Annotated in this window: 20 protein-coding genes; 12 read left to right on the top strand and 8 right to left on the bottom strand. The window is 49.4% G+C overall.

What is annotated here, in order from left to right:
• Positions 1-98 precede the first annotated feature (98 nt).
• Both ABV298_RS12930 and ABV298_RS12935 read left to right on the top strand, forming a co-directional pair.
• Positions 99-1,832: a DUF4153 domain-containing protein gene (locus ABV298_RS12930; RefSeq protein ID WP_353722505.1), complete on the top strand. Its 1,734-nt coding sequence runs from the start codon at positions 99-101 to the stop codon at positions 1,830-1,832.
• A gap of 85 nt (positions 1,833-1,917) precedes the next feature.
• A complete protein-coding gene (locus ABV298_RS12935; RefSeq protein ID WP_353722506.1) occupies positions 1,918-2,916 on the top strand; it encodes a polysaccharide deacetylase family protein in 999 nt (332 codons plus the stop codon).
• 56 nt (positions 2,917-2,972) lie between these two features.
• Here the strand turns inward: ABV298_RS12935 and ABV298_RS12940 are convergent, their stop codons facing one another.
• A complete protein-coding gene (locus ABV298_RS12940; protein WP_353722507.1) occupies positions 2,973-3,578 on the bottom strand; it encodes a hypothetical protein in 606 nt (201 codons plus the stop codon).
• A gap of 110 nt (positions 3,579-3,688) precedes the next feature.
• Positions 3,689-5,086 carry a dihydrolipoyl dehydrogenase gene (lpdA, locus tag ABV298_RS12945; protein ID WP_353722508.1) on the bottom strand — a complete coding sequence of 466 codons (1,398 nt, stop codon included), beginning with the start codon at positions 5,084-5,086 and terminating at the stop codon, positions 3,689-3,691.
• A gap of 191 nt (positions 5,087-5,277) precedes the next feature.
• On the opposite strand from lpdA, the gene ABV298_RS12950 reads away from it, so the two are divergent.
• From ABV298_RS12950 to ABV298_RS12980, 7 genes are all read left to right on the top strand, one after another.
• Positions 5,278-5,682 carry a four helix bundle protein gene (locus ABV298_RS12950; RefSeq protein ID WP_353722509.1) on the top strand — a complete coding sequence of 135 codons (405 nt, stop codon included), beginning with the start codon at positions 5,278-5,280 and terminating at the stop codon, positions 5,680-5,682.
• Between the two features lie 121 nt (positions 5,683-5,803).
• A protein-coding gene (gene prfB, locus ABV298_RS12955; RefSeq protein WP_353722510.1) for a peptide chain release factor 2 occupies positions 5,804-6,878 on the top strand; the annotation gives its coding sequence in 2 pieces (ribosomal slippage) (positions 5,804-5,863 and positions 5,865-6,878; 1,074 coding nt in all).
• Positions 6,879-6,972: 94 nt separating this feature from the next.
• A complete protein-coding gene (locus ABV298_RS12960; protein ID WP_353722511.1) occupies positions 6,973-7,182 on the top strand; it encodes a DUF2281 domain-containing protein in 210 nt (69 codons plus the stop codon).
• Positions 7,182-7,565 carry a type II toxin-antitoxin system VapC family toxin gene (locus ABV298_RS12965; protein WP_353722512.1) on the top strand — a complete coding sequence of 128 codons (384 nt, stop codon included), beginning with the start codon at positions 7,182-7,184 and terminating at the stop codon, positions 7,563-7,565. The genes ABV298_RS12960 and ABV298_RS12965 overlap by 1 nt, the downstream gene beginning before the upstream one ends.
• Positions 7,566-7,568: 3 nt before the next feature.
• Positions 7,569-8,351: an alpha/beta hydrolase gene (locus ABV298_RS12970; RefSeq protein WP_353722513.1), complete on the top strand. Its 783-nt coding sequence runs from the start codon at positions 7,569-7,571 to the stop codon at positions 8,349-8,351.
• 24 nt (positions 8,352-8,375) lie between these two features.
• Positions 8,376-9,671 (top strand): MFS transporter, encoded by a 1,296-nt coding sequence (locus tag ABV298_RS12975; protein ID WP_353722514.1) that lies wholly within the window; start codon positions 8,376-8,378, stop codon positions 9,669-9,671.
• A 94-nt stretch (positions 9,672-9,765) separates the two neighbouring features.
• Entirely contained in the window at positions 9,766-10,200 is a 435-nt protein-coding gene (locus ABV298_RS12980; RefSeq protein WP_353722515.1) for a DoxX family protein, read from the top strand.
• On the opposite strand, the gene ABV298_RS12985 is transcribed toward ABV298_RS12980, so the two are convergent.
• From ABV298_RS12985 to ABV298_RS13005, 5 genes are all read right to left on the bottom strand, one after another.
• Entirely contained in the window at positions 10,201-11,076 is an 876-nt protein-coding gene (locus ABV298_RS12985; protein WP_353722516.1) for an AraC family transcriptional regulator, read from the bottom strand.
• A gap of 150 nt (positions 11,077-11,226) precedes the next feature.
• The gene (locus tag ABV298_RS12990) at positions 11,227-11,526 is read right to left on the bottom strand and encodes an RNA polymerase subunit sigma-24 (RefSeq protein WP_353722517.1); all 300 of its coding nucleotides are present in this window, start codon (positions 11,524-11,526) and stop codon (positions 11,227-11,229) included.
• A gap of 50 nt (positions 11,527-11,576) precedes the next feature.
• Complete coding sequence (locus ABV298_RS12995) at positions 11,577-12,557, bottom strand: dihydrodipicolinate synthase family protein (protein WP_353722518.1); 981 nt, start codon at positions 12,555-12,557, stop codon at positions 11,577-11,579.
• Between the two features lie 57 nt (positions 12,558-12,614).
• Positions 12,615-14,198: a sodium:solute symporter gene (locus ABV298_RS13000; RefSeq protein ID WP_353722519.1), complete on the bottom strand. Its 1,584-nt coding sequence runs from the start codon at positions 14,196-14,198 to the stop codon at positions 12,615-12,617.
• A gap of 126 nt (positions 14,199-14,324) precedes the next feature.
• Positions 14,325-15,011, bottom strand: coding sequence for a VTT domain-containing protein (locus ABV298_RS13005; RefSeq protein ID WP_353722520.1), 687 nt, complete (start codon positions 15,009-15,011; stop codon positions 14,325-14,327).
• Between the two features lie 163 nt (positions 15,012-15,174).
• Here ABV298_RS13005 and ABV298_RS13010 point away from each other — a divergent pair, with 163 nt between their 5' ends.
• The 3 genes from ABV298_RS13010 to crcB all read left to right on the top strand — a co-directional run bounded on the left by ABV298_RS13010 (position 15,175) and on the right by crcB (position 17,163).
• A complete protein-coding gene (locus ABV298_RS13010; RefSeq protein WP_353722521.1) occupies positions 15,175-16,320 on the top strand; it encodes a PLP-dependent aspartate aminotransferase family protein in 1,146 nt (381 codons plus the stop codon).
• A 77-nt stretch (positions 16,321-16,397) separates the two neighbouring features.
• Complete coding sequence (locus ABV298_RS13015) at positions 16,398-16,751, top strand: DUF3127 domain-containing protein (protein ID WP_353722522.1); 354 nt, start codon at positions 16,398-16,400, stop codon at positions 16,749-16,751.
• A 28-nt stretch (positions 16,752-16,779) separates the two neighbouring features.
• On the top strand, positions 16,780-17,163 hold the full coding sequence (crcB, locus tag ABV298_RS13020; RefSeq protein ID WP_353722523.1) for a fluoride efflux transporter CrcB: 384 nt from the start codon (positions 16,780-16,782) through the stop codon (positions 17,161-17,163).
• Between the two features lie 6 nt (positions 17,164-17,169).
• Here crcB and ABV298_RS13025 read toward each other — a convergent pair whose 3' ends face one another.
• Positions 17,170-17,823, bottom strand: coding sequence for an ATP-binding protein (locus ABV298_RS13025; protein ID WP_353722524.1), 654 nt, complete (start codon positions 17,821-17,823; stop codon positions 17,170-17,172).
• Positions 17,824-17,973: the final 150 nt, after the last annotated feature.

Consider the following 17,973-nt stretch of genomic DNA (forward strand, 5'->3'; position numbering starts at 1 on the left):
AACGCGGAAAGCCGGGGGCTATTGTGTGATTCAGGTGTTCGAGGTTTCCGGGAAAAGTTTGTTGATTTACATTTACTATTCAAATAGTATAATCTACCATGATCCGATTTCCATCCCTGAAGACATTGAGCGACAGTTTTACGGAGACTATTCTCCGCTACAAATGGGTTACGCTGATCGCCCTGCTCAAAACGATAACCCTTATCTGGGTTACAGAGATACCTTATAACAACCATCCTGTCCGTAATGAACTGACGCGGTTGGCATTCATCGCGACACTGGCATTACCGCTGGCATTGGCTATCCGGCTTTCGGGAGAACGGCAGCAATGGAAACCCTTCATCAGCACGAGGTTGGTTACCCTGATGATACTGATGCTTTCGGTGTATTATTTCCTGATGGATTCCGAACCAAACCTAAGCGAAACGTATCGCTTCTTCATTTTCCTGGCGGGCGCCCATTTGCTTGTTTCCTATGCACCATCTATCGGAACCGACGATACGGAGGGTTTTTGGCAATTCAATAAAACCTTGTTCCTCCAATTTCTGAACGCGACGCTTTATTCGGGAACCCTGTACATCGGATTGCTGATCGCCGTGCAAACAGTCAAATACCTTTTCGGAATCGAATATTCCTTCCTGATAGAAATGGACCTGTTCATTGTGGTATTTGCGTTCTTCCACACCGTCTTTTTCCTTAGCAAAATTCCAAGACCTGCCGATATGCCATCGGATTACCCGAACGGCCTGAAAATATTCACCCAATATGTGCTCCTCCCACTCGAAGTTGTTTACCTGATCATCCTTTACGTTTATACGGGAAAGATCGTTGTCCAATGGCAACTCCCGCAGGGCCGTGTGGCTTACCTGGTACTCGCATTCTCGGTGGCGGGGATCCTGGCCTTGCTTCTCCTTTACCCACTTCGTAATAGTGCGAAGGAACGCTGGGTCGGCATTTTCAGCCGGAGATATTATCTGGCACTGTTGCCGCTGATCGTACTGCTTTTTACAGGTATATTCAGGCGCATCGGCGATTATGGCGTTACAGAAAACCGGTACATCGTGGCCGTGCTCGCTTTCTGGCTGGCCGGGGTCACCATTTACTTTTTGTCCGGCAAGCGCGACGATATCCGGTGGATCCCCATTACGCTTTCCATTTTATGCTTTCTGTTGCCGATAGGGCCCTGGAATATATTTGCCGTTTCCAGGAATAGTCAGTTGAAGCAGTTTCGGGAGATTCTGACAAAAAACGAGATATTGGATTCCAGGAATCAGATCGCTCAACGAAGGACCGTCCGGAAAGAAGACCGGGAGCAGCTGATTTCCATTGTCAATTTTTTCAGGACCAGGAATCTATCCGGTTTGGAGCCCTATTTTACCGGGTTTAAGGAAAAAGACAAAAGTGATTACCGGTATTACTCGTCGATGGAGACTACTTTGGACAAGTTTGTAATTTCCGAAAAACAGAATAATCCGGAAAACTACACCAGTTTTTCGTCCCAGTTTGCCAAAAACGCAGGTATATCCCTTACCGGGTTTGAGCATGCCCTGTTTGTCGACGCCATCGAGGACAGGCGGATCGGCGATGGTCACGTGGAAATTAAAATTGAGCATCACGGAAAGACATGGACATTGCTTCGCGACAAAAAGAAAATCACCGCCTGGAATGTCGCAGACCGGGTGAAGGCATTACAGACGGCATTCGGAAGCCATGCATCGGACGTGCCGCAGGATTCGCTCGTTTTCACTCATGGAAACTACAAAATGGTGTTCCGATCGCTTTCATCCAGCAATAGCTATTATTATGGCAGCGGTGTTTTGTTTTATAAGTAGATTTCATCTGCCAGACGAATAGCCCGAAAGCACATTTGGTATGTATATCCAGAGACGTCCAGCTTCATCCAGTAACAGGTTTGTTATGAAAAAACTACTATTCCTGCTAGCCATCCTGCCTTGCCTCCATTCATTTGCCCAAACCACCGAGCCCACCTATGCCGAAAAACTCGGCTATCCCAAGGGCAAAAAAGTACTCATTATCCACGTCGACGACGTGGGAATGTCCTACGAATCCAACCAAGGCGCGATCAAGGCCATTCGTGAAGGGGTTGCCAATTCGCTGAGCGTGATGATGCCCTGCGGCTGGGTGCCGGGTTTTGTGCATTACTGGAAAGAAAACAAGGATATCGACGCCGGGCTGCATTTAACGATGACCTCCGAATGGAAGGATTACCGCTGGGGCCCGCTTGCAGGGAAAAACCAGGTCAAAGGTCTTACCGACACCGAGGGCGCATTGTGGCGGAGCGTGGCTGACGTCGTCAAAAACGCGTCGCCGGACGAGGTGGAAACCGAGATCCGCGCGCAGCTGGAACGCGCACGTGCGATGGGCTTCGAGCCTACACACCTCGACTCGCATATGGGCACGCTCTTCGCGACGCCCGAGTTTCTGGAAAGGTACCTGAAAGTGGGAATGCAGGAAAAAATCCCGGTCATGTTCCCCGGCGGGCATAATACCGCTATTCGCGGCGAGGAGAAGATGATCGACAAGCAATTTGAAATGACTCAGAAAGTCGGCAAGCAACTTTGGGCAGCGGGATTACCTGTGCTCGATGACCTTGAAAACAGCAGCTACGGCTGGAAAGGTCCCGAAAACGGCGACAAATCCGAAAAAGCATTGCAGAAATACAAAACCGACAAGTACATCCAGGCCATCAGCAAGCTGAAGCCCGGCCTGACGATGGTGATCATGCATTGCACCATCCATACGGAGGTATTCCCTCACATTTCCGACTCCTGGCCCACCCGCGAAGGCGATTTCCTGGCCATGATCGATCCGGAACTGCGGAAATACATTGAGAAGGAAGGAATAGTGCTGACGACCTGGCGCGAGGCAATGCAGCGGCGACAGAAGGTGAAATAAACTTCGGCTTTCGGCAGTCGGCTCTCACACATCTTTGACAAACAGGGAACCGCTGGCTAATGTTTGTCGTTGTTCAATTCTTCCCAAATACGTTGCAGCTCCTCGACATCACCGAGATCTTTATGTCTTGCGGTCGCTTTCTTTTCTTTAATTAAATCGCGTAAATGCAGCACCCGGAAGGGCACCCCTTGGTAATCAGCGACCAGTGCCCTGTCAAAGCAGGCGTCAAAGTCGCTTTCCGAGAATGCTTTCAATGAATGGCCCAAGTCCAACTCGAAACCCGATTTACCGAACCTGACAGATGTCCAGCCGAAAATAAGCGGCATTGTTGTAAGGAGCTCAGCTCCTACCACATCGTTTTCAATCAATGCACGCACGAACGCCTCTGTATTTTCATGGGTATTTCCTACCCAAATATCCATATCGAGCGTCGTCCGGATGTGCCCGTGAACTACTCCTGCCATTCCACCGACCAAAAGATATCTGACCTGGTGTTGATTTAAGCTCTTTAAGAGTTCCAAAACGTCGTCACTGCTAATATCCATCGAATGCTTGTTTTTGTTTCTCGGATTCGAACGAAACAGCTTGTCTGCAACACCATTTAAACGAATAAGTGCATTAAGATTTTCCGAATATTGCCCGGTTATTGCGTTGACAGCCATAGGAAGTTGAGCAGTTGTGTACGTAAAAATAAACAATGCCCGGAAAAACTCCCGGGCATTGCCATTATCAATATGCCGACGGCCGAAAGCCGACAGCCGAAGTTTTATTTTTACAAATCAATCGCCTCACCATAAGCCGCCTCCGTAGCGCCTTTCAGTGCTTCCGACATCGTTGGGTGCGGGTGGATTGAACGGAGAATTTCGTGGGATGTAGTTTCCAGTTTACGGGCTACTACTACCTCTGCGATCATTTCCGTTACATTGGCGCCGATCATGTGGGCACCGAGGAACTCGCCGTATTTAGCGTCGAAAATCACTTTCACGAAACCATCGGTAACGCCGGCACCTACCGCCTTACCAGATGCTTTGAATGGGAATTTACCCACTTTGATATCGTAGCCAGCTTCTTTCGCCTTTTTCTCGGTCAAGCCGACTGATGCGATCTCAGGCTGGCAGTACGTACATCCCGGAATGTTGCCGTAATTCAGCGCTTCGGTTTTATGACCTGCGATTTTCTCGGCACAAATAATACCCTCGGCTGTGGCCACGTGCGCCAATGCCTGGCCGGGTGTACAGTCACCGATCGCGTAGAAACCGGGAACGCTGGTTTCGTACCATTCATTCACCACGATTTTGCCCTTGTCGGTTTTGATACCGGTTTCTTCCAGGCCGATGTTTTCGATATTCGCAACGATACCTGCCGCAGAAAGCACCACGTCTACTTCGAAAACTTTCTCGCCCTCCGGTGTTTTCACATACACTTTGCAGCCTTTGCCGCTGGTATCCACTTTTTCCACCGACGAATTCACCAAAGTCTCTATACCGATCTTCTTGTATTGCTTCGCGATTTCTTTTGAAATCTCTTCATCTTCAACCGGAACCAGATTAGGGAGGAATTCAACCACGGTAACCTTGGTTCCCATTGAGTTATAGACATAAGCAAACTCCATTCCGATTGCACCCGAGCCAATTACCAGCATGGAAGCAGGTTGTTTTTCGAGGCTCATCGCCTTGCGGTATTCGATGATTTTCTGCCCGTCGAGCTTGATGTTCGGCAGCTCGCGTGCGCGTGCGCCGGTTGCGATGATTACCCCCTTCGAGGCGCTGTAATCGGTCTTCTTGCCATCCTTATCCGTTACCTCAACCGTTTTCTGACCTTTCACTTTACCGGTACCCATGATGACGTCGATCTTGTTCTTTTTCATCAGGAACGACACCCCTTTGCTCATCGTGTCGGCAACGCCGCGGCTGCGTTTGATCACCGCACCGAAATCAGCCGAAGAGTCGCTTACATTGATACCGTAATCTTTCGCATGCTTGATGTACTCGAAAACCTGAGCGCTTTTCAGCAATGCTTTCGTTGGGATACAACCCCAGTTAAGGCAAATACCTCCTAAACTTTCTTTTTCAACAATAGCAACTTTAAGTCCTAATTGGGAAGCACGAATGGCTGCGGGATAACCCCCGGGGCCGCTACCAATTACAATCACATCATATGTTTGAGCCATTTTCCGGTATTTTTATTGTACGAAATGGGTTGACAAAATTTTGACGCAAAGGTAATAATTATCGTTAGAAATTGGTCAGGAATTAGTCGGGTCTGGTCAGATGTGGTCAGGCGTGGTCAGGAAATAGTCAAGTGTAGTCAGGAAGTCATTTGTTGTGGAATTGATAGGGCTATTCTACAAGTTGTTACCAAATGGAGATTCTGGCGTATCCATATCGAACCTTCCTGACCTGTTCGATGAGATTAGAAGAGTTACAAGTGTACCAGCTCGCAATGCTGATTGGCGACGAAATATGGCGAATTGTCGATGATTGGAGCTATTTTGTGAAAGATGCTTTTGGAAAACAACTGATCCGCTCTGCGGACTCCATCGCCGCAAATATCGCCGAAGGATATGGCCGTTATCACTATAAGGAGAATCTGAACTTTTGCTATTATTCACGAGGTTCTTTAAAAGAAACAGTAACCTGGCTTACCAAAGCATTGAACAGGAATTTGATTTCTTGGGAAAAATTCACAGAATTGAACCACCTTTGCGAGTTGTTATCAGTTAAGCTTAACAACTACATCAAAACAATAGGTAACGGCTCGCGGTGATTCAAGATAAGGACCAGTCACAATAAAATGACTATACCTGACAATTCATGACTACTCATGACCACTCTTGACAAAACCTGACAGCGAAGCGTTTATTATTAACTTAAATTCAAAAATTTCAATGACACAAGACCAATTGAAAGACTTGAAAGCCCGTGTAGAGGCTTTGGGGAGGTATCTTTGACTACGCTAACCGGAAACAACAGCTAGACGACCTCGAAAAACAAACGGCCCAACCGGAGTTCTGGAATGATTCGGCCCGTGCGGAGAAAATCATGAAAGAAATCCGCGGACTGAAATTCTGGACCAACGGATACGAGGAACTCGCGCGCCTGCGCGACGACCTGGACACGATCTGGGAATTTTATGAAGCCGACGAAGCCACCGAAGAGGAAGTGGACGAAGAAGGCAAAAAGCTCGCCGACAAGCTGGACGAAATCGAGTTCAGGAAAATGATGGGCGAGGAAGGCGATGAACTGCCGGCCGTGATCGAGATCAACGCGGGAGCGGGTGGTACCGAGTCGCAGGACTGGGCCTCGATGCTCATGCGGATGTACATCATGTGGGCGGAGAAGAATGGTTACAAGGTCCGGCAGGTGGATTTGCAGGAGGGCGATGTGGCCGGGGTGAAATCCGTGACCCTCGAAATCGACGGCGAATATGCCTACGGTAACCTGAAATCGGAGAACGGCGTGCACCGCCTTGTCCGCATTTCGCCATTCGATTCGAATGCACGTCGGCATACTTCGTTTACCTCCGTGTATGTGTACCCGCTTGCGGACGACAACATCGAGATCGAAGTGAACCCGGCGGACATTACCTGGGATACTTACCGCTCGGGCGGCGCCGGAGGGCAGAACGTCAACAAGGTGGAAACCGCGGTACGTTTGCACCACAAGCCTTCGGGCATCATCATCGCCTGTCAGCAGGAACGTTCGCAGTTGATGAACAAAGAGGTGGCGATCCGCTTGCTGAAATCGCGCCTTTACCAGATCGAGCTTGAAAAACGCAATTCGGCCCGCGCCGAAGTGGAGGCTTCAAAACGCAAGATCGAATGGGGTTCGCAAATCCGCAGCTACGTCCTCGACGACCGCCGCGTCAAAGACCACCGCACCGATTACCAGACTTCGAATACCGAAGCGGTGCTCAACGGTGATATCAACGGGTTTATCAAAGCCTATTTGATGGAAGCGTAAATACGAAGGACCTCCCAAACGGGCTGTTTTAATGAGCAGGGCGTTTGGAGGTCTTTTTTGTTTTGTCGTAACTTACTCATAAAAGCATTTGATTATGAGCGATGTTGAACTATTGAAAAAGGTTTCTGAATTGCCAGAAAACCTGAAAGAAGAGTTAGATAGTTATATCGATTTCCTTCTTCAAAAACATGCAGAAGCGGATTTGTCTAAAAAGCCATTAAAGTTTGGAATGATGAAAGACACATTCATCATGGTGTCTGACGATTTTGATGAGCCGCTAGACGACTTTAAAGAATATATGTAATGAAATACATTCTTGATACACACACTTTAATCTGGTTTTTACAAGGCAACGACGTATTATCGAAGAAAGCCAAAAGCATAATTGAGGAAACGGACAGCCTAAAATGCGTGAGCATTGCCTCGATCTGGGAAATTGCGATTAAGGTGAGTTTGGGAAAACTAGTACTTGCCAAATCGCTCGAAGACTTTCTTTTTGACTTGTCTCAGACCCAAATAGCAATTTTGCCCATCAAACTCTCCCATACTCTCCGGGTAAGCACTCTCGAGTTTTTTCACAAAGACCCATTTGACCGGCTTATCATTGCCCAATGTATCGAAGAGGATTTGGAAGTGCTAACCCGAGACCCGAACTTCCCTTCTTACGATATCGTAACCCACTGGTAAAATTTGTCTTCTAAAATCCCATACACTAAACTCGGCTCCGGCCCGCGCATTCTCCTCGCATTCCACGGAATAGGGCAGGACGGTACCTCGTGTTTTGCGCCGGCACTTAAATCCCTCTACCCACATTATACCATTTACGCATTCGACCTTCCCTTTCACGGGCAACATAGTGATGCCGCATTTGAAGTCATTTCAAAAACCGATTGGAAAAACAGCATTGCACATTTCCTCAATCAAAACAACATTTCCCGCTTCGACATTACCGGTTTCAGCATCGGTGGTCGCTTTGCGTTGGCTACGCTGGAAGCATTTGCTGAAAATATCGACCATGCATTCCTGATCGCGCCCGATGGCGTGTCCGAACATCCAATGTACTCGCTCGCGACACGCATTCCGCCTGCGCGATGGATTTATGGGTGGCTGATGCGACATCCCGGTGTGTTTTTTCCCGGCGTTCGCATTGCGCGGACGTTGAAACTGGCGAGTAAAAGCCTGGTAAGGTTTACGCAGCAGGTTTTAAATACACCCGAAAAAAGACAGACCATTTACCGCTCATGGGTCGCATTCCGGGATTTGCGGTTCGATATTCCTGCATTGGTGAAGTCGGCGAATGCGAATGGCGTGAATATCTATCTTTTTGCGGGGGTTTATGATAGTTTGCTGAAACCAAAAGCAGTAAAGAAGCTGGCGGAGCTGCTTCCCAAAAATCAATACATTGAACTAAAAAGCGGCCACACGCGCCTGGTAGAGCACGCAGCCGCATGGATTTGCACTTTATTTAAGTAAATTGGGAAAACCTAATCCCGGTTTATGGAGCAAACTTTACACAAAGACGATACCGGCTGGCGCCTCAAAGCCATTATTGGCGGGTCGGCGGGCAACCTGGTCGAGTGGTACGACTGGTACGCCTATTCGGCTTTCTCCCTCTATTTTGCCAATACCTTCTTCCCCGATTCGAACCCGACGGTCCAACTGATCAATACGGCGGGCATTTTTGCCGTAGGTTTCCTGATGCGGCCCATCGGCGGTTTCGTCTTTGGAAAACTGGCTGATAACCGCGGACGTAAAGTAGCGATGACGGTTTCCGTGCTCCTCATGTCGCTAGGGTCGCTGCTGATCGCGTTTCTGCCCGGCTATAACAGCATCGGCATCGCTGCGCCATTATTGCTGCTGATTGCCAGGTTGCTGCAAGGGCTCAGCGTCGGGGGCGAATACGGCACGTCGGCTACCTATCTCAGTGAAGTGGCGACGGAGGAAAAACGCGGGTTCTTTTCCAGTTTCCAGTATGTGACGCTTATCGGCGGGCAGCTCATTGCATTGGGTTTACAACTCATTTTACAAAACATCTTCCTCACCGACCAGCAAATGCACGACTGGGGCTGGCGCATTCCGTTTGTGATCGGGGCGATGCTGTCGCTGGTAGCATTGTACCTGCGCGCGCATCTGAACGAAACTGAAGCATTTCGATCGAAGGACCTGAAAGTCAAAAAAGGGGGTTCGCTGAAAGAACTGATGAAGCATCCCAAAGCAGTTCTGATAGTAGTTGGCCTTACCTCCGGCGGAACGCTGGCTTTTTATACCTACACTACTTATATGCAGAAGTTCCTAGTGAACACGGTAGGGCTTACGAAATACCAATCGACCATACTCACTTTTTGCTCTCTCTTTATTTTTGCCGCATTGCAACCCGTTTTCGGCGCACTCAGCGATCGCATTGGCCGTCGCCCGCTGCTGATCGGCTTCGGTGTCCTGGGAACGCTGTTCACCTATCCGCTGCTGACGACATTAAGCCATACTACCCAAATGTGGCCGGCGTTCGGGCTGCTGATGGCCGCATTGATCATTGTAAGCGGCTATACTTCCATCAATGCGGTGGCAAAGGCCGAACTGTTTCCCGTGGAGGTGCGCGCGCTGGGCGTGGGACTCCCCTATTCCATTGCAGTAGCGATTTTCGGGGGCACGGCCGAGTACCTGGCGTTGTGGGCCAAAAACCTGGGGCACGAAACGTGGTATTACTGGTATGTGACCGTCTGCATTTTTATTTCACTGATCGTCTACATCCGGATGAAGGATACCAAACATACTTCCCTGATCGAAAAACATTGATTTTCGCCTTTAATGCGGCTTGGAAAAAAGCCATTTTCTCTTGACATAGTCCATTCAATACTGTAACTTTCTTGAAACCAAAACTTTGAAAGTTATGAACATGATGGATCGAATCGAGCATTGGGGCGATACCCACCATCCTGCATGGATGGATATAGTTCGTATTGCTTTGGGAGTGTTTTTGTTTGCAAAAGGTATCAGCTTCATCAGCGATACTACGAAGTTGTCTCATCTCGTGACCGGCCTCGACTTTCATTTGTACACCGTCACAGCCGTTCATTATGTAGCTTTCGCGCACATTTTCGGCGGATTCCTGATCGCAATGGGATGCCTTACCAGAATGGCCTCCATTATCCAGATCCCTATCTTGCTAACAGCCGTGTTCTTTGTCAATATCCGGTCGGGGTTTTCGTATCTCAACTCCGAACTTTGGCTTTCGATGATCACGCTCATTCTGGTAATCACGTTCGCGATTATCGGCTCGGGACGTTATTCGATGGATGAGTGGATGAGGCGTCATAACAAATGATCAGACCATTTCGGGTGCGGCTTTATAAAGGTATTTCCGCTTGTATTCCAAAGGCGTCATATCGGTAACCTTCTTGAAATGCCGGTAGAAGTTGGATACATTGTTAAAACCGCACTCGAAACAGATCACCTCGGTGGCCATTTTATCTTCAATCAGAAACCGGCAGGCCTGACTGATCCGGATCTCGACCAGGAAATCGTTGTACGTTTTCTTGGTCATCAGTTTAAAATACCTGCAAAAGGACGTTATCCCCAGATTCGCGATCGCCGCGACGTCTTGTAGCGAGATATCGTTGCGGTAATTGGACAGCGTGTAGGCATAAATCTTATTCAACCGTAGTGTTTCGGCGTCATTGGACTTATAAAATGCGTGAGCCGAGGCAATCGTGTCGTACTCGCTTGTTTCCGCAAGAATTTTCAGGATCGAAAGCAATGCGATCAGCCGGTCGAGATTCTCGGCGTCCACCGCCGCGTGCATCAGCCGGATAACTTTTTCCTTCGCTTCGCCCCGAATCAACAGTCCTCTCTTCGCGCGCTCGTAAAGTTTCGGGATCTGATAGGCTTCGGGCAGCAACAGCAGTTCGCTTCCCAGGCAATTAGGTAAAAAATGGATGATAATCACCTCAACCGCTGTATTACTGGCTCCTTCTTCCACCCGCCAGGTATGCGGTAAATTTTCTCCAAGCAGGATCAGCTCGCCATCCGAAAAATTGCTGATATTGTCCCCGATGAACCTTACTCCTTTCCCCTTTACCAGGTAATGCAGTTCGAGCTCGGGGTGGTAATGCCAAACCGTACCAAAGCCCGAATCTTTATCATGGCGTATACTGAACGAAGTCCTTGACGGAATGGGGACTTTATGAAAATGCGGTTTCATTTTAAATCAATCCGGCAGGGTTTAGATCGACTGCCACTGCTCAATTTAAAAGAAAATTTTTTAATAATCCATCCTGTACAATCGGCAGGATGCTAAAAAAATACTATTAAATAGCGTAATACTAATATTACCCCACAATGATCGAACCCCTTAGCCGGCACGAAAAGACTGTATTCTGTCGAGGTATTGTTTACGGGCCGCGGGATCGGAGTACTTTTTCATTTTTCCAAAAATTTGGTCTTTCAGATTACTGAACAGATATGACTGGAAATTCCCTTCGGTGTTGAAAGCCAGGCGTTCATTCCAGATTTTGTCGAAAACCGAATCGATAATGCTTTCGGCTTCCGTGTCGTCCTTCAAAAGCACCGAACAGAACTTGAACGCCGGCATATGAAAATACGAACGTAGTTGTGTAAATGCAGCCTCGTCGCCCTGTGTTACCCGATCCAAAATTTGCTGGTTAGGAAAAGTCATAGCTTAAAAAGTTAGGGTTAAATCCATTATTTCAATGGTGCCTCGAAAGTCTTCCTGAATACACTTGGAATGCCCAGCTCCGCCTGGATCTGATCCACTTCTTCCAGTAGCAGGTCGGCGCGTGCCTGCAAATCGGCCGTCAGCTCGCCTACATCCCTTCGTGTGTAGGTCGAAATCGGGAACCCTCTTTTTTGCAGGCAGTATTTGGCGACCGTCGGGTAGGCCGAATGCACAATGTCCATCGAGTCGATAAAAAACTTCCGGACCATTTCCACCGCTTCCCGGCGTTCGGCATTGTCGTAATTTTCACAAATCCAGACAATCAGTTCGGGATAGATATTTCCCTGAATGCAGGATAATCCCGCCGCGCCGGCACGCAGAGAGGCCACGGCGTTTACCATGTAGGCATCGTACAGCCCGAAGCGGTACCCCTCCGCTACTTTAATCCGGCGCACAACCTCGTCCAGATCCAGGCAAGTATCTTTATGATAAATGATACGATTCGAAGGCAAGAGTTCCGCAAGCACCTTGCTGTCGATCAACCGCTTGTAAGGAACCGGGCATTCGTAAAAGCCAAGGGGTATTTCGCCGGTAAGGCTGATAAGCTCTTTGGCCCGTTGGATAAATACATCGTCACTTTCATCCTCTTCGGCCAGTAATCCGGTAATTACAATAACGGCCTGCACACCGGTCTCATATATACGTTTTACGAACTGCGCCTGTTCCCGGACTGGCCCGCCGAAGGTCCCGGTTGCTACAACGGGCACCCGGCCCGCGGTGTGCTCTACCACCGTCCGGGTAACATGGAGTCGTTCTTCAACCGACAATTCATACATCTCGCTCGAAAGACAATTGGCGAACAATCCCGCAGCGCCTGCCTCGAGGTACAGGTCCGTTAATGCCTTTAATCCTTCATAATCCACCTCGCCGGAATCGAGGAAGGGGGTGAGCATAACGGGAATGAAGCCTTGCGGCAACGACGCGACGGAAGACGTTACAGATGACATCGTGTTTGGTGTTATATGCGTATGTGAAAATAGTCCAATAAAACCGGCCCCAAATGCTTACTTACTATGCAAAAGCGCCTCTTTTTCAACCGGTTCCCCGCGTCTGAGTCTCGTCAGCAACACGCCGGCCAAAAAGATCGTGAGGGTCCCCACTACCATAATCATATTCTGGTGAAGCGGGTTACGTAAAAATGAGTACTTGTCAGGCAATTGAGTCGAAAAAGTCATCCAGACGATAACCATGATTCCGATGATCGTAGCCATGAGGGCCTCGGTATTTTTAGTACTTCTGGAAATGATACCGAGGAGGAAGAGTCCGAGCATCCCTCCGGCAAAAATCCCCGAAAGCATCCACCACACGTCCAGCACGCTCTTGACCCCGATCATCGCAATGCCGGTTACCATTCCCAGCAAGCCAAAGACCGTTGTAGCGATGTAAAGCAGGCGCAGCGATTGGCGCGGGGTCAGGTCCGGTTTGATATATTTTTGATAAATATCCACCGAAAAGACCGTCGCCGACGCGTTCATGCCGGAGCTGATCGTACTCATGGCTGCCGACATGATCGCAGCGATAATTAGGCCGAGCAGGCCGACGGGTACTTTTGTCACCATAAAATGCGGCATTACCTTATCCCCGTAATCGGCCGGCGTAAGCGTAGCGGCCAGGTTTGCAATCGCATCCGAAGTTCCTCCCGGCAGTTTTTCGGCCGCTACCTGCATTTTTATGGTTTGCAGCAACTCCGGATTTTCCTGGTAATAGGCAAAAAGGCACGTCCCCAACAAAAAGAATATCAGCGACACAGGCACATACAGGTACACGCAAAGCCATACCGAACCCGACGCTTCCCTGGCCGATGCAGTCGTGTGATAGCGCTGCACATAGTTCTGGTCCATCCCGAAATTGTTCAGGTTCATAAAAAACCCGTACAGGAAAATCACCCAGAAGGACGCGGTTGTAAAATCGGGGGCCAGCGTGCCCAGGCTGAATTTATCGTTAGTCTTTCCAATCTCGATGATCCCCGGCATTCCGCCAGACACGCCCGAAACGACCAGATAGAGGATTACCAATGCACCGATTGTCTTGATGACCCCCTGCACAACCTCCGTCCAGATTACCGCTTCCATTCCGCCCATTACGGTGTACAAGACAATGCAAATGCCCACCACGACCATGATCGTAGACATCGGGTAGCCTGTCAGTGCCTGCAAGCTCAACGCGATGCCGAAAAAGATCGATCCCATGCGCGCCAGCTGCGTAAGCAGGAAGCAGATCACCGCATACGTGCGCGCCCAGGGACCGAAACGATGTTCGAGGTGCGTGTAGGCCGAAACCTCGCCCGTGCTCCTGTAAAATGGTATGAAAAATTTCGTCGCCACCCAGGCCGCGAACGGCATCGACAAGCTGAAAACAAACGAACTCCAGTTGCTGCCGAATGCCTTGCCCGGCACGCCCAGAAAGGTGTTACTGCTCAGGAATGTCGCATAAATCGAGATGCCGATCGCCCAGCCGGGAATCCGGCCCGAGGCTTTGGTGAACTGGTCGGCATTGGTATTCTTTCTTGAAAAGTAAATCCCTACGGCAACCATTCCCGCCAGGTAGGCGATCACGATGATGAGATCAATGAAAGGTAAGGATTTCATTCTACTTTCCGGGTAATTATAACTTTACCACAAAGAAACAGGATGAAGTTGATGCTTTTGTAGCATTTCGTAGCCTTTTATTGTACGATATTATCAAAGCAATGCATTGTTTTGTAAATAATGCGCTTATGATTCTACCATACTTTTGTCTTTGAAAAAATAACCGATCCCTGCCGTCGAAATGACGATCAGGGCAATCAGTACGATTTTGGTGGCCAGGCCTTCATTCGGATGTTCGAGCAGATAACGGATATCCTGCGCTTCCTTGCCTGCCCAAACCGCCAGTAAGGTCCTCGGAATCATGCCGAGCGTTCCTCCGGTAAGCACCTGCTTGAACCTCGCGCCGGCCATCGCAAAAAAGAGGTTGGTAATAGCAAAAGGCAGCACAGGCGACAACTTCGCAAAAAAGATCAGCCGCAATTCGTTTTTATAAAACCTCCTTAACAATGTACCTACCTGGGGGTAGACCTGTATGAGGTAGCTGCGGACGGATGCCGCATGAAGAAAGTTGGCGGATACGTAGATGATGGTAATCGCACCGACATTGAGCGCAAAAAGCATCGGAAGCGAAGCCCAGCCCAGAAAATAGCCGTAAACCAATGCCAGAAACGTGGGAGGCGTGAGCGCGGCCGCAGAAGCCAGCGTGAGAATGATCGTTACGCCCAGCCACCATTCCATAGGCAGCTCCCGCAGTACTTTTTCATGATTGATAGCCCAGGCCGTGAGGACCGACGTCGTCACCAACGGTACGATCGTCATTAACAGGCTTACGACGACCGGAAATGAGAATCTTTTTGGTGTAGACGTTTCCAAGGCTGGTAGCTTTACATTTCTGACTGAATAACCAGTTGTTTTGACAAAAGGTTTTTGTGAACTTGCTTTTCTGCATTAATATTTTAATGCCACGAAGGCACGAATTACACTAACGGCATTCGTGCTGATTCGTGTCTTCGTGGCATTATCAGAACCACTAAAAATGAAATTCGCGACCAAAGCCATACACGCCGGAATCGAACCGGACCCAAGTACCGGCGCTATTATGACGCCGATTTACCAGACTTCCACCTACGTCCAGGAAAGTCCTGGCAGGCACAAAGGCTACGAATACGCCCGGAGTAGCAATCCCACCCGGACCGCCTTGCAAAATGCCCTTGCCGCGCTGGAAAACGGCAAATACGGCATTTGCTATGCCTCCGGCCTCGCCGCGACGGATGCCGTTTTAAAACTTTTTCTCCCCGGCGACGAAATCATTGCACCCAGCGACATCTACGGAGGTACCTACCGCCTTATGAAGCGTATTTTCGAACCGCTTGGACTGGTTTTCAAATTTGTGGATATCGATGAAATCGGCGGCCTGGCAGCGCTGATCACCACAAAAACCCGGCTGGTCTGGCTGGAAACACCCACCAATCCGTTGCTTAAAATCATTGATATCAAACACATCACCGGCATCTGCAAAGAACGGAACGTTCTTACCTGCGTCGATAACACGTTCGCGTCACCGTATCTCCAGAATCCGCTCGACCTCGGTGCCGACATCGTGATGCACTCCGTCACCAAATACCTCGGCGGCCATTCCGACACGGTGATGGGCGCGCTGGTCACCAGCAACGGCGAGCTTGCCAACCGGTTAAAATTCATTCAGAACGCCAGCGGCGCAGTTCCCGGCCCGCAGGATTGCTTTTTGGTATTGAGAGGATTAAAAACGCTGCACCTGAGAATGCAGCGCCATTGCGAAAACGCCGCACAAATTGCCATGTGGCTTTCCGCTCATTCCAAGGTCGGGAAAGTTTACTACCCCGGCCTGCCCCATCATCCCGGGCATGAACTGGCCGGAAAGCAGATGCGGGGCTTCGGAGGTGTGGTCTCTTTCGAATTGAAGGACGATAGCTATGAAAAGACGGTTCGTACAATGGAAAATCTGCGCATATTTGCCTTAGGAGAATCGCTGGGAGGGGTGGAATCGCTTTGCACACATCCGGCGAGCATGTCGCACGGCGGAATGCCTCGTGAGGAACGCCTGAAAATCGGTTTGAAAGACACATTGATAAGGCTCAGCGTCGGGGTCGAAGATGTAGAAGATCTTGTAGCCGACCTTGATCAGGCCATCGGTAGCGATTAGCATTCAGCTTTGCAATCGACGGTCAAAAGCCTTATTTTTGGAACCATTTTTGAACCAGACACTAAAACATCATATCAATGGAAGTATCAGGAACAGTCATTTCCTTGCTGCCCGAAGTTACCGGCCAGGGAAAAAACGGAATGTGGCGCAAGCAGGAGTTCATTCTTGAAATACCCTCTCAATACCCTAAAAAAGTATGTATTTCGCTATGGGGCGACAAGATTGACCAGGCCAACCTGCAAGTGAACGACTCTGTCACCGCTTCCATCGACATTGAAAGCCGCGAGTACAACTCACGCTGGTACACCGAAGTACGCGCATGGAAAGTAGAGAAAGCCGGGGCAGGCAACTACGGCAACAATGCCGGTGGCGCGCCACTGCCGCCGGTAACAACCTTCACCGAAGACGAATCGGACGATCTGCCCTTCTGATATCCGCATAACATAGGAGCCAGCCGCAATGAATAACCTGATCATCGTTTTTGTAGGAGGAGGATTTGGCAGCCTGGCGCGGTACGGAATCGGAAGGATATTCGCTCAATGGCCGTCAGTCTTCCCGTTCGGGACATTGACGGCCAATATTTTAGCCTGCTTCACTCTCGGGATTTTCTCGGGATGGGCCACATTCAAATCCACCGACCTGGTAGCAGCATCCAGGCTTTTCGTCGTGGTTGGTTTCTGCGGTGGTTTCAGCACTTTTTCCAGTTTTAGCAACGAAACCATTCAGCTTTTCCTCAACGATCGCTGGATCGAGGCCTCTCTCAACATTATAATCAGCATAGTAACATGCCTTGCAGCCACGCTGTTGGGAATGTGGCTGGGAAAAATCTTTCTGGCGGTATAACTGCGGCTAATTCGACTGGTAGGCCATCGACATCGTAAACCTGTCGATCATCTCATGTGGATGCACTTCCAGTATCCGTGCCAGTACCATCACCACCAACGTATTGGAGGCGATTTTGCGGGGAATACCGGCAAAAGCCGCGAACAAATCGACCGTCACCGATTCCTTTTCGTCGAGCAGCTTCATCAGTTTCTTTTCCTTATCGCCATACTGAAAACTGATGTCGCGCTCGCCCCGGCCGCGGCGCATGATTTCCTTCATTTCGCGGCTGGCCTGGATCGACTTGTCCTCCACACGGATGTACGCCTGGCGGGCACCGGTATCGTCCACCACGTAATGCGGCTTGTCGACGCTCCTCGGGATCGTCAGCACGAGCACGTCGCGGTCGGGCGTGATGGCCACGCGTTCTTTTTTGAAACTGATTTTGGGATAAATGTATTTGTCGATGGCGCGTGTGAGGGTAAACTCATCTTCATCGGCATCTTTGAGGCCCTTGATGGTCTTGTCGTCACCCACTCCGACGAGCAGCTTTCCGCCGCCCGAGTTTGCGAAAGCGACTACTTCGCGGACAATCTTCTCGGGATGGTTGGATTTCAGTTTGAACTCCAGATGCTCCCCTTCACCTTTCTTAACCAGCTCTTTCAACAATCGAAGCTCCATCGGGTTGGAATGGATAAAATATGAGTTATGACCAAATCACTTTCGGTAACTTACCTCGTCCTTCTCATTTGTTAACGCTAACAATTTACATTCCTTTTGTCAGATTTAAAAAATAATGGGAAGCGAGTTACGTGAAAAAAGCGGACCATT

Source organism: Dyadobacter sp. 676 (genome assembly GCF_040448675.1).
In the GTDB taxonomy this organism is placed as follows: Bacteria; Bacteroidota; Bacteroidia; order Cytophagales; family Spirosomataceae; genus Dyadobacter.

Excerpts from the sequence above, each read along its gene's own strand:
- ABV298_RS12930 (WP_353722505.1), top strand. The coding sequence starts at position 99 with ATGATCCGATTTCCATCCCTGAAGACATTGAGCGACAGTTTTACGGAG.
- ABV298_RS12935 (WP_353722506.1), top strand. The coding sequence starts at position 1,918 with ATGAAAAAACTACTATTCCTGCTAGCCATCCTGCCTTGCCTCCATTCA.
- ABV298_RS12940 (WP_353722507.1), bottom strand. The coding sequence starts at position 3,578 with ATGGCTGTCAACGCAATAACCGGGCAATATTCGGAAAATCTTAATGCA.
- lpdA (WP_353722508.1), bottom strand. The coding sequence starts at position 5,086 with ATGGCTCAAACATATGATGTGATTGTAATTGGTAGCGGCCCCGGGGGT.
- ABV298_RS12950 (WP_353722509.1), top strand. The coding sequence starts at position 5,278 with ATGGAGATTCTGGCGTATCCATATCGAACCTTCCTGACCTGTTCGATG.
- ABV298_RS12960 (WP_353722511.1), top strand. The coding sequence starts at position 6,973 with ATGAGCGATGTTGAACTATTGAAAAAGGTTTCTGAATTGCCAGAAAAC.
- ABV298_RS12965 (WP_353722512.1), top strand. The coding sequence starts at position 7,182 with ATGAAATACATTCTTGATACACACACTTTAATCTGGTTTTTACAAGGC.
- ABV298_RS12975 (WP_353722514.1), top strand. The coding sequence starts at position 8,376 with ATGGAGCAAACTTTACACAAAGACGATACCGGCTGGCGCCTCAAAGCC.
- ABV298_RS12980 (WP_353722515.1), top strand. The coding sequence starts at position 9,766 with ATGAACATGATGGATCGAATCGAGCATTGGGGCGATACCCACCATCCT.
- ABV298_RS12985 (WP_353722516.1), bottom strand. The coding sequence starts at position 11,076 with ATGAAACCGCATTTTCATAAAGTCCCCATTCCGTCAAGGACTTCGTTC.
- ABV298_RS12995 (WP_353722518.1), bottom strand. The coding sequence starts at position 12,557 with ATGTCATCTGTAACGTCTTCCGTCGCGTCGTTGCCGCAAGGCTTCATT.
- ABV298_RS13000 (WP_353722519.1), bottom strand. The coding sequence starts at position 14,198 with ATGAAATCCTTACCTTTCATTGATCTCATCATCGTGATCGCCTACCTG.
- ABV298_RS13010 (WP_353722521.1), top strand. The coding sequence starts at position 15,175 with ATGAAATTCGCGACCAAAGCCATACACGCCGGAATCGAACCGGACCCA.
- ABV298_RS13015 (WP_353722522.1), top strand. The coding sequence starts at position 16,398 with ATGGAAGTATCAGGAACAGTCATTTCCTTGCTGCCCGAAGTTACCGGC.
- crcB (WP_353722523.1), top strand. The coding sequence starts at position 16,780 with ATGAATAACCTGATCATCGTTTTTGTAGGAGGAGGATTTGGCAGCCTG.
- ABV298_RS13025 (WP_353722524.1), bottom strand. The coding sequence starts at position 17,823 with ATGGAGCTTCGATTGTTGAAAGAGCTGGTTAAGAAAGGTGAAGGGGAG.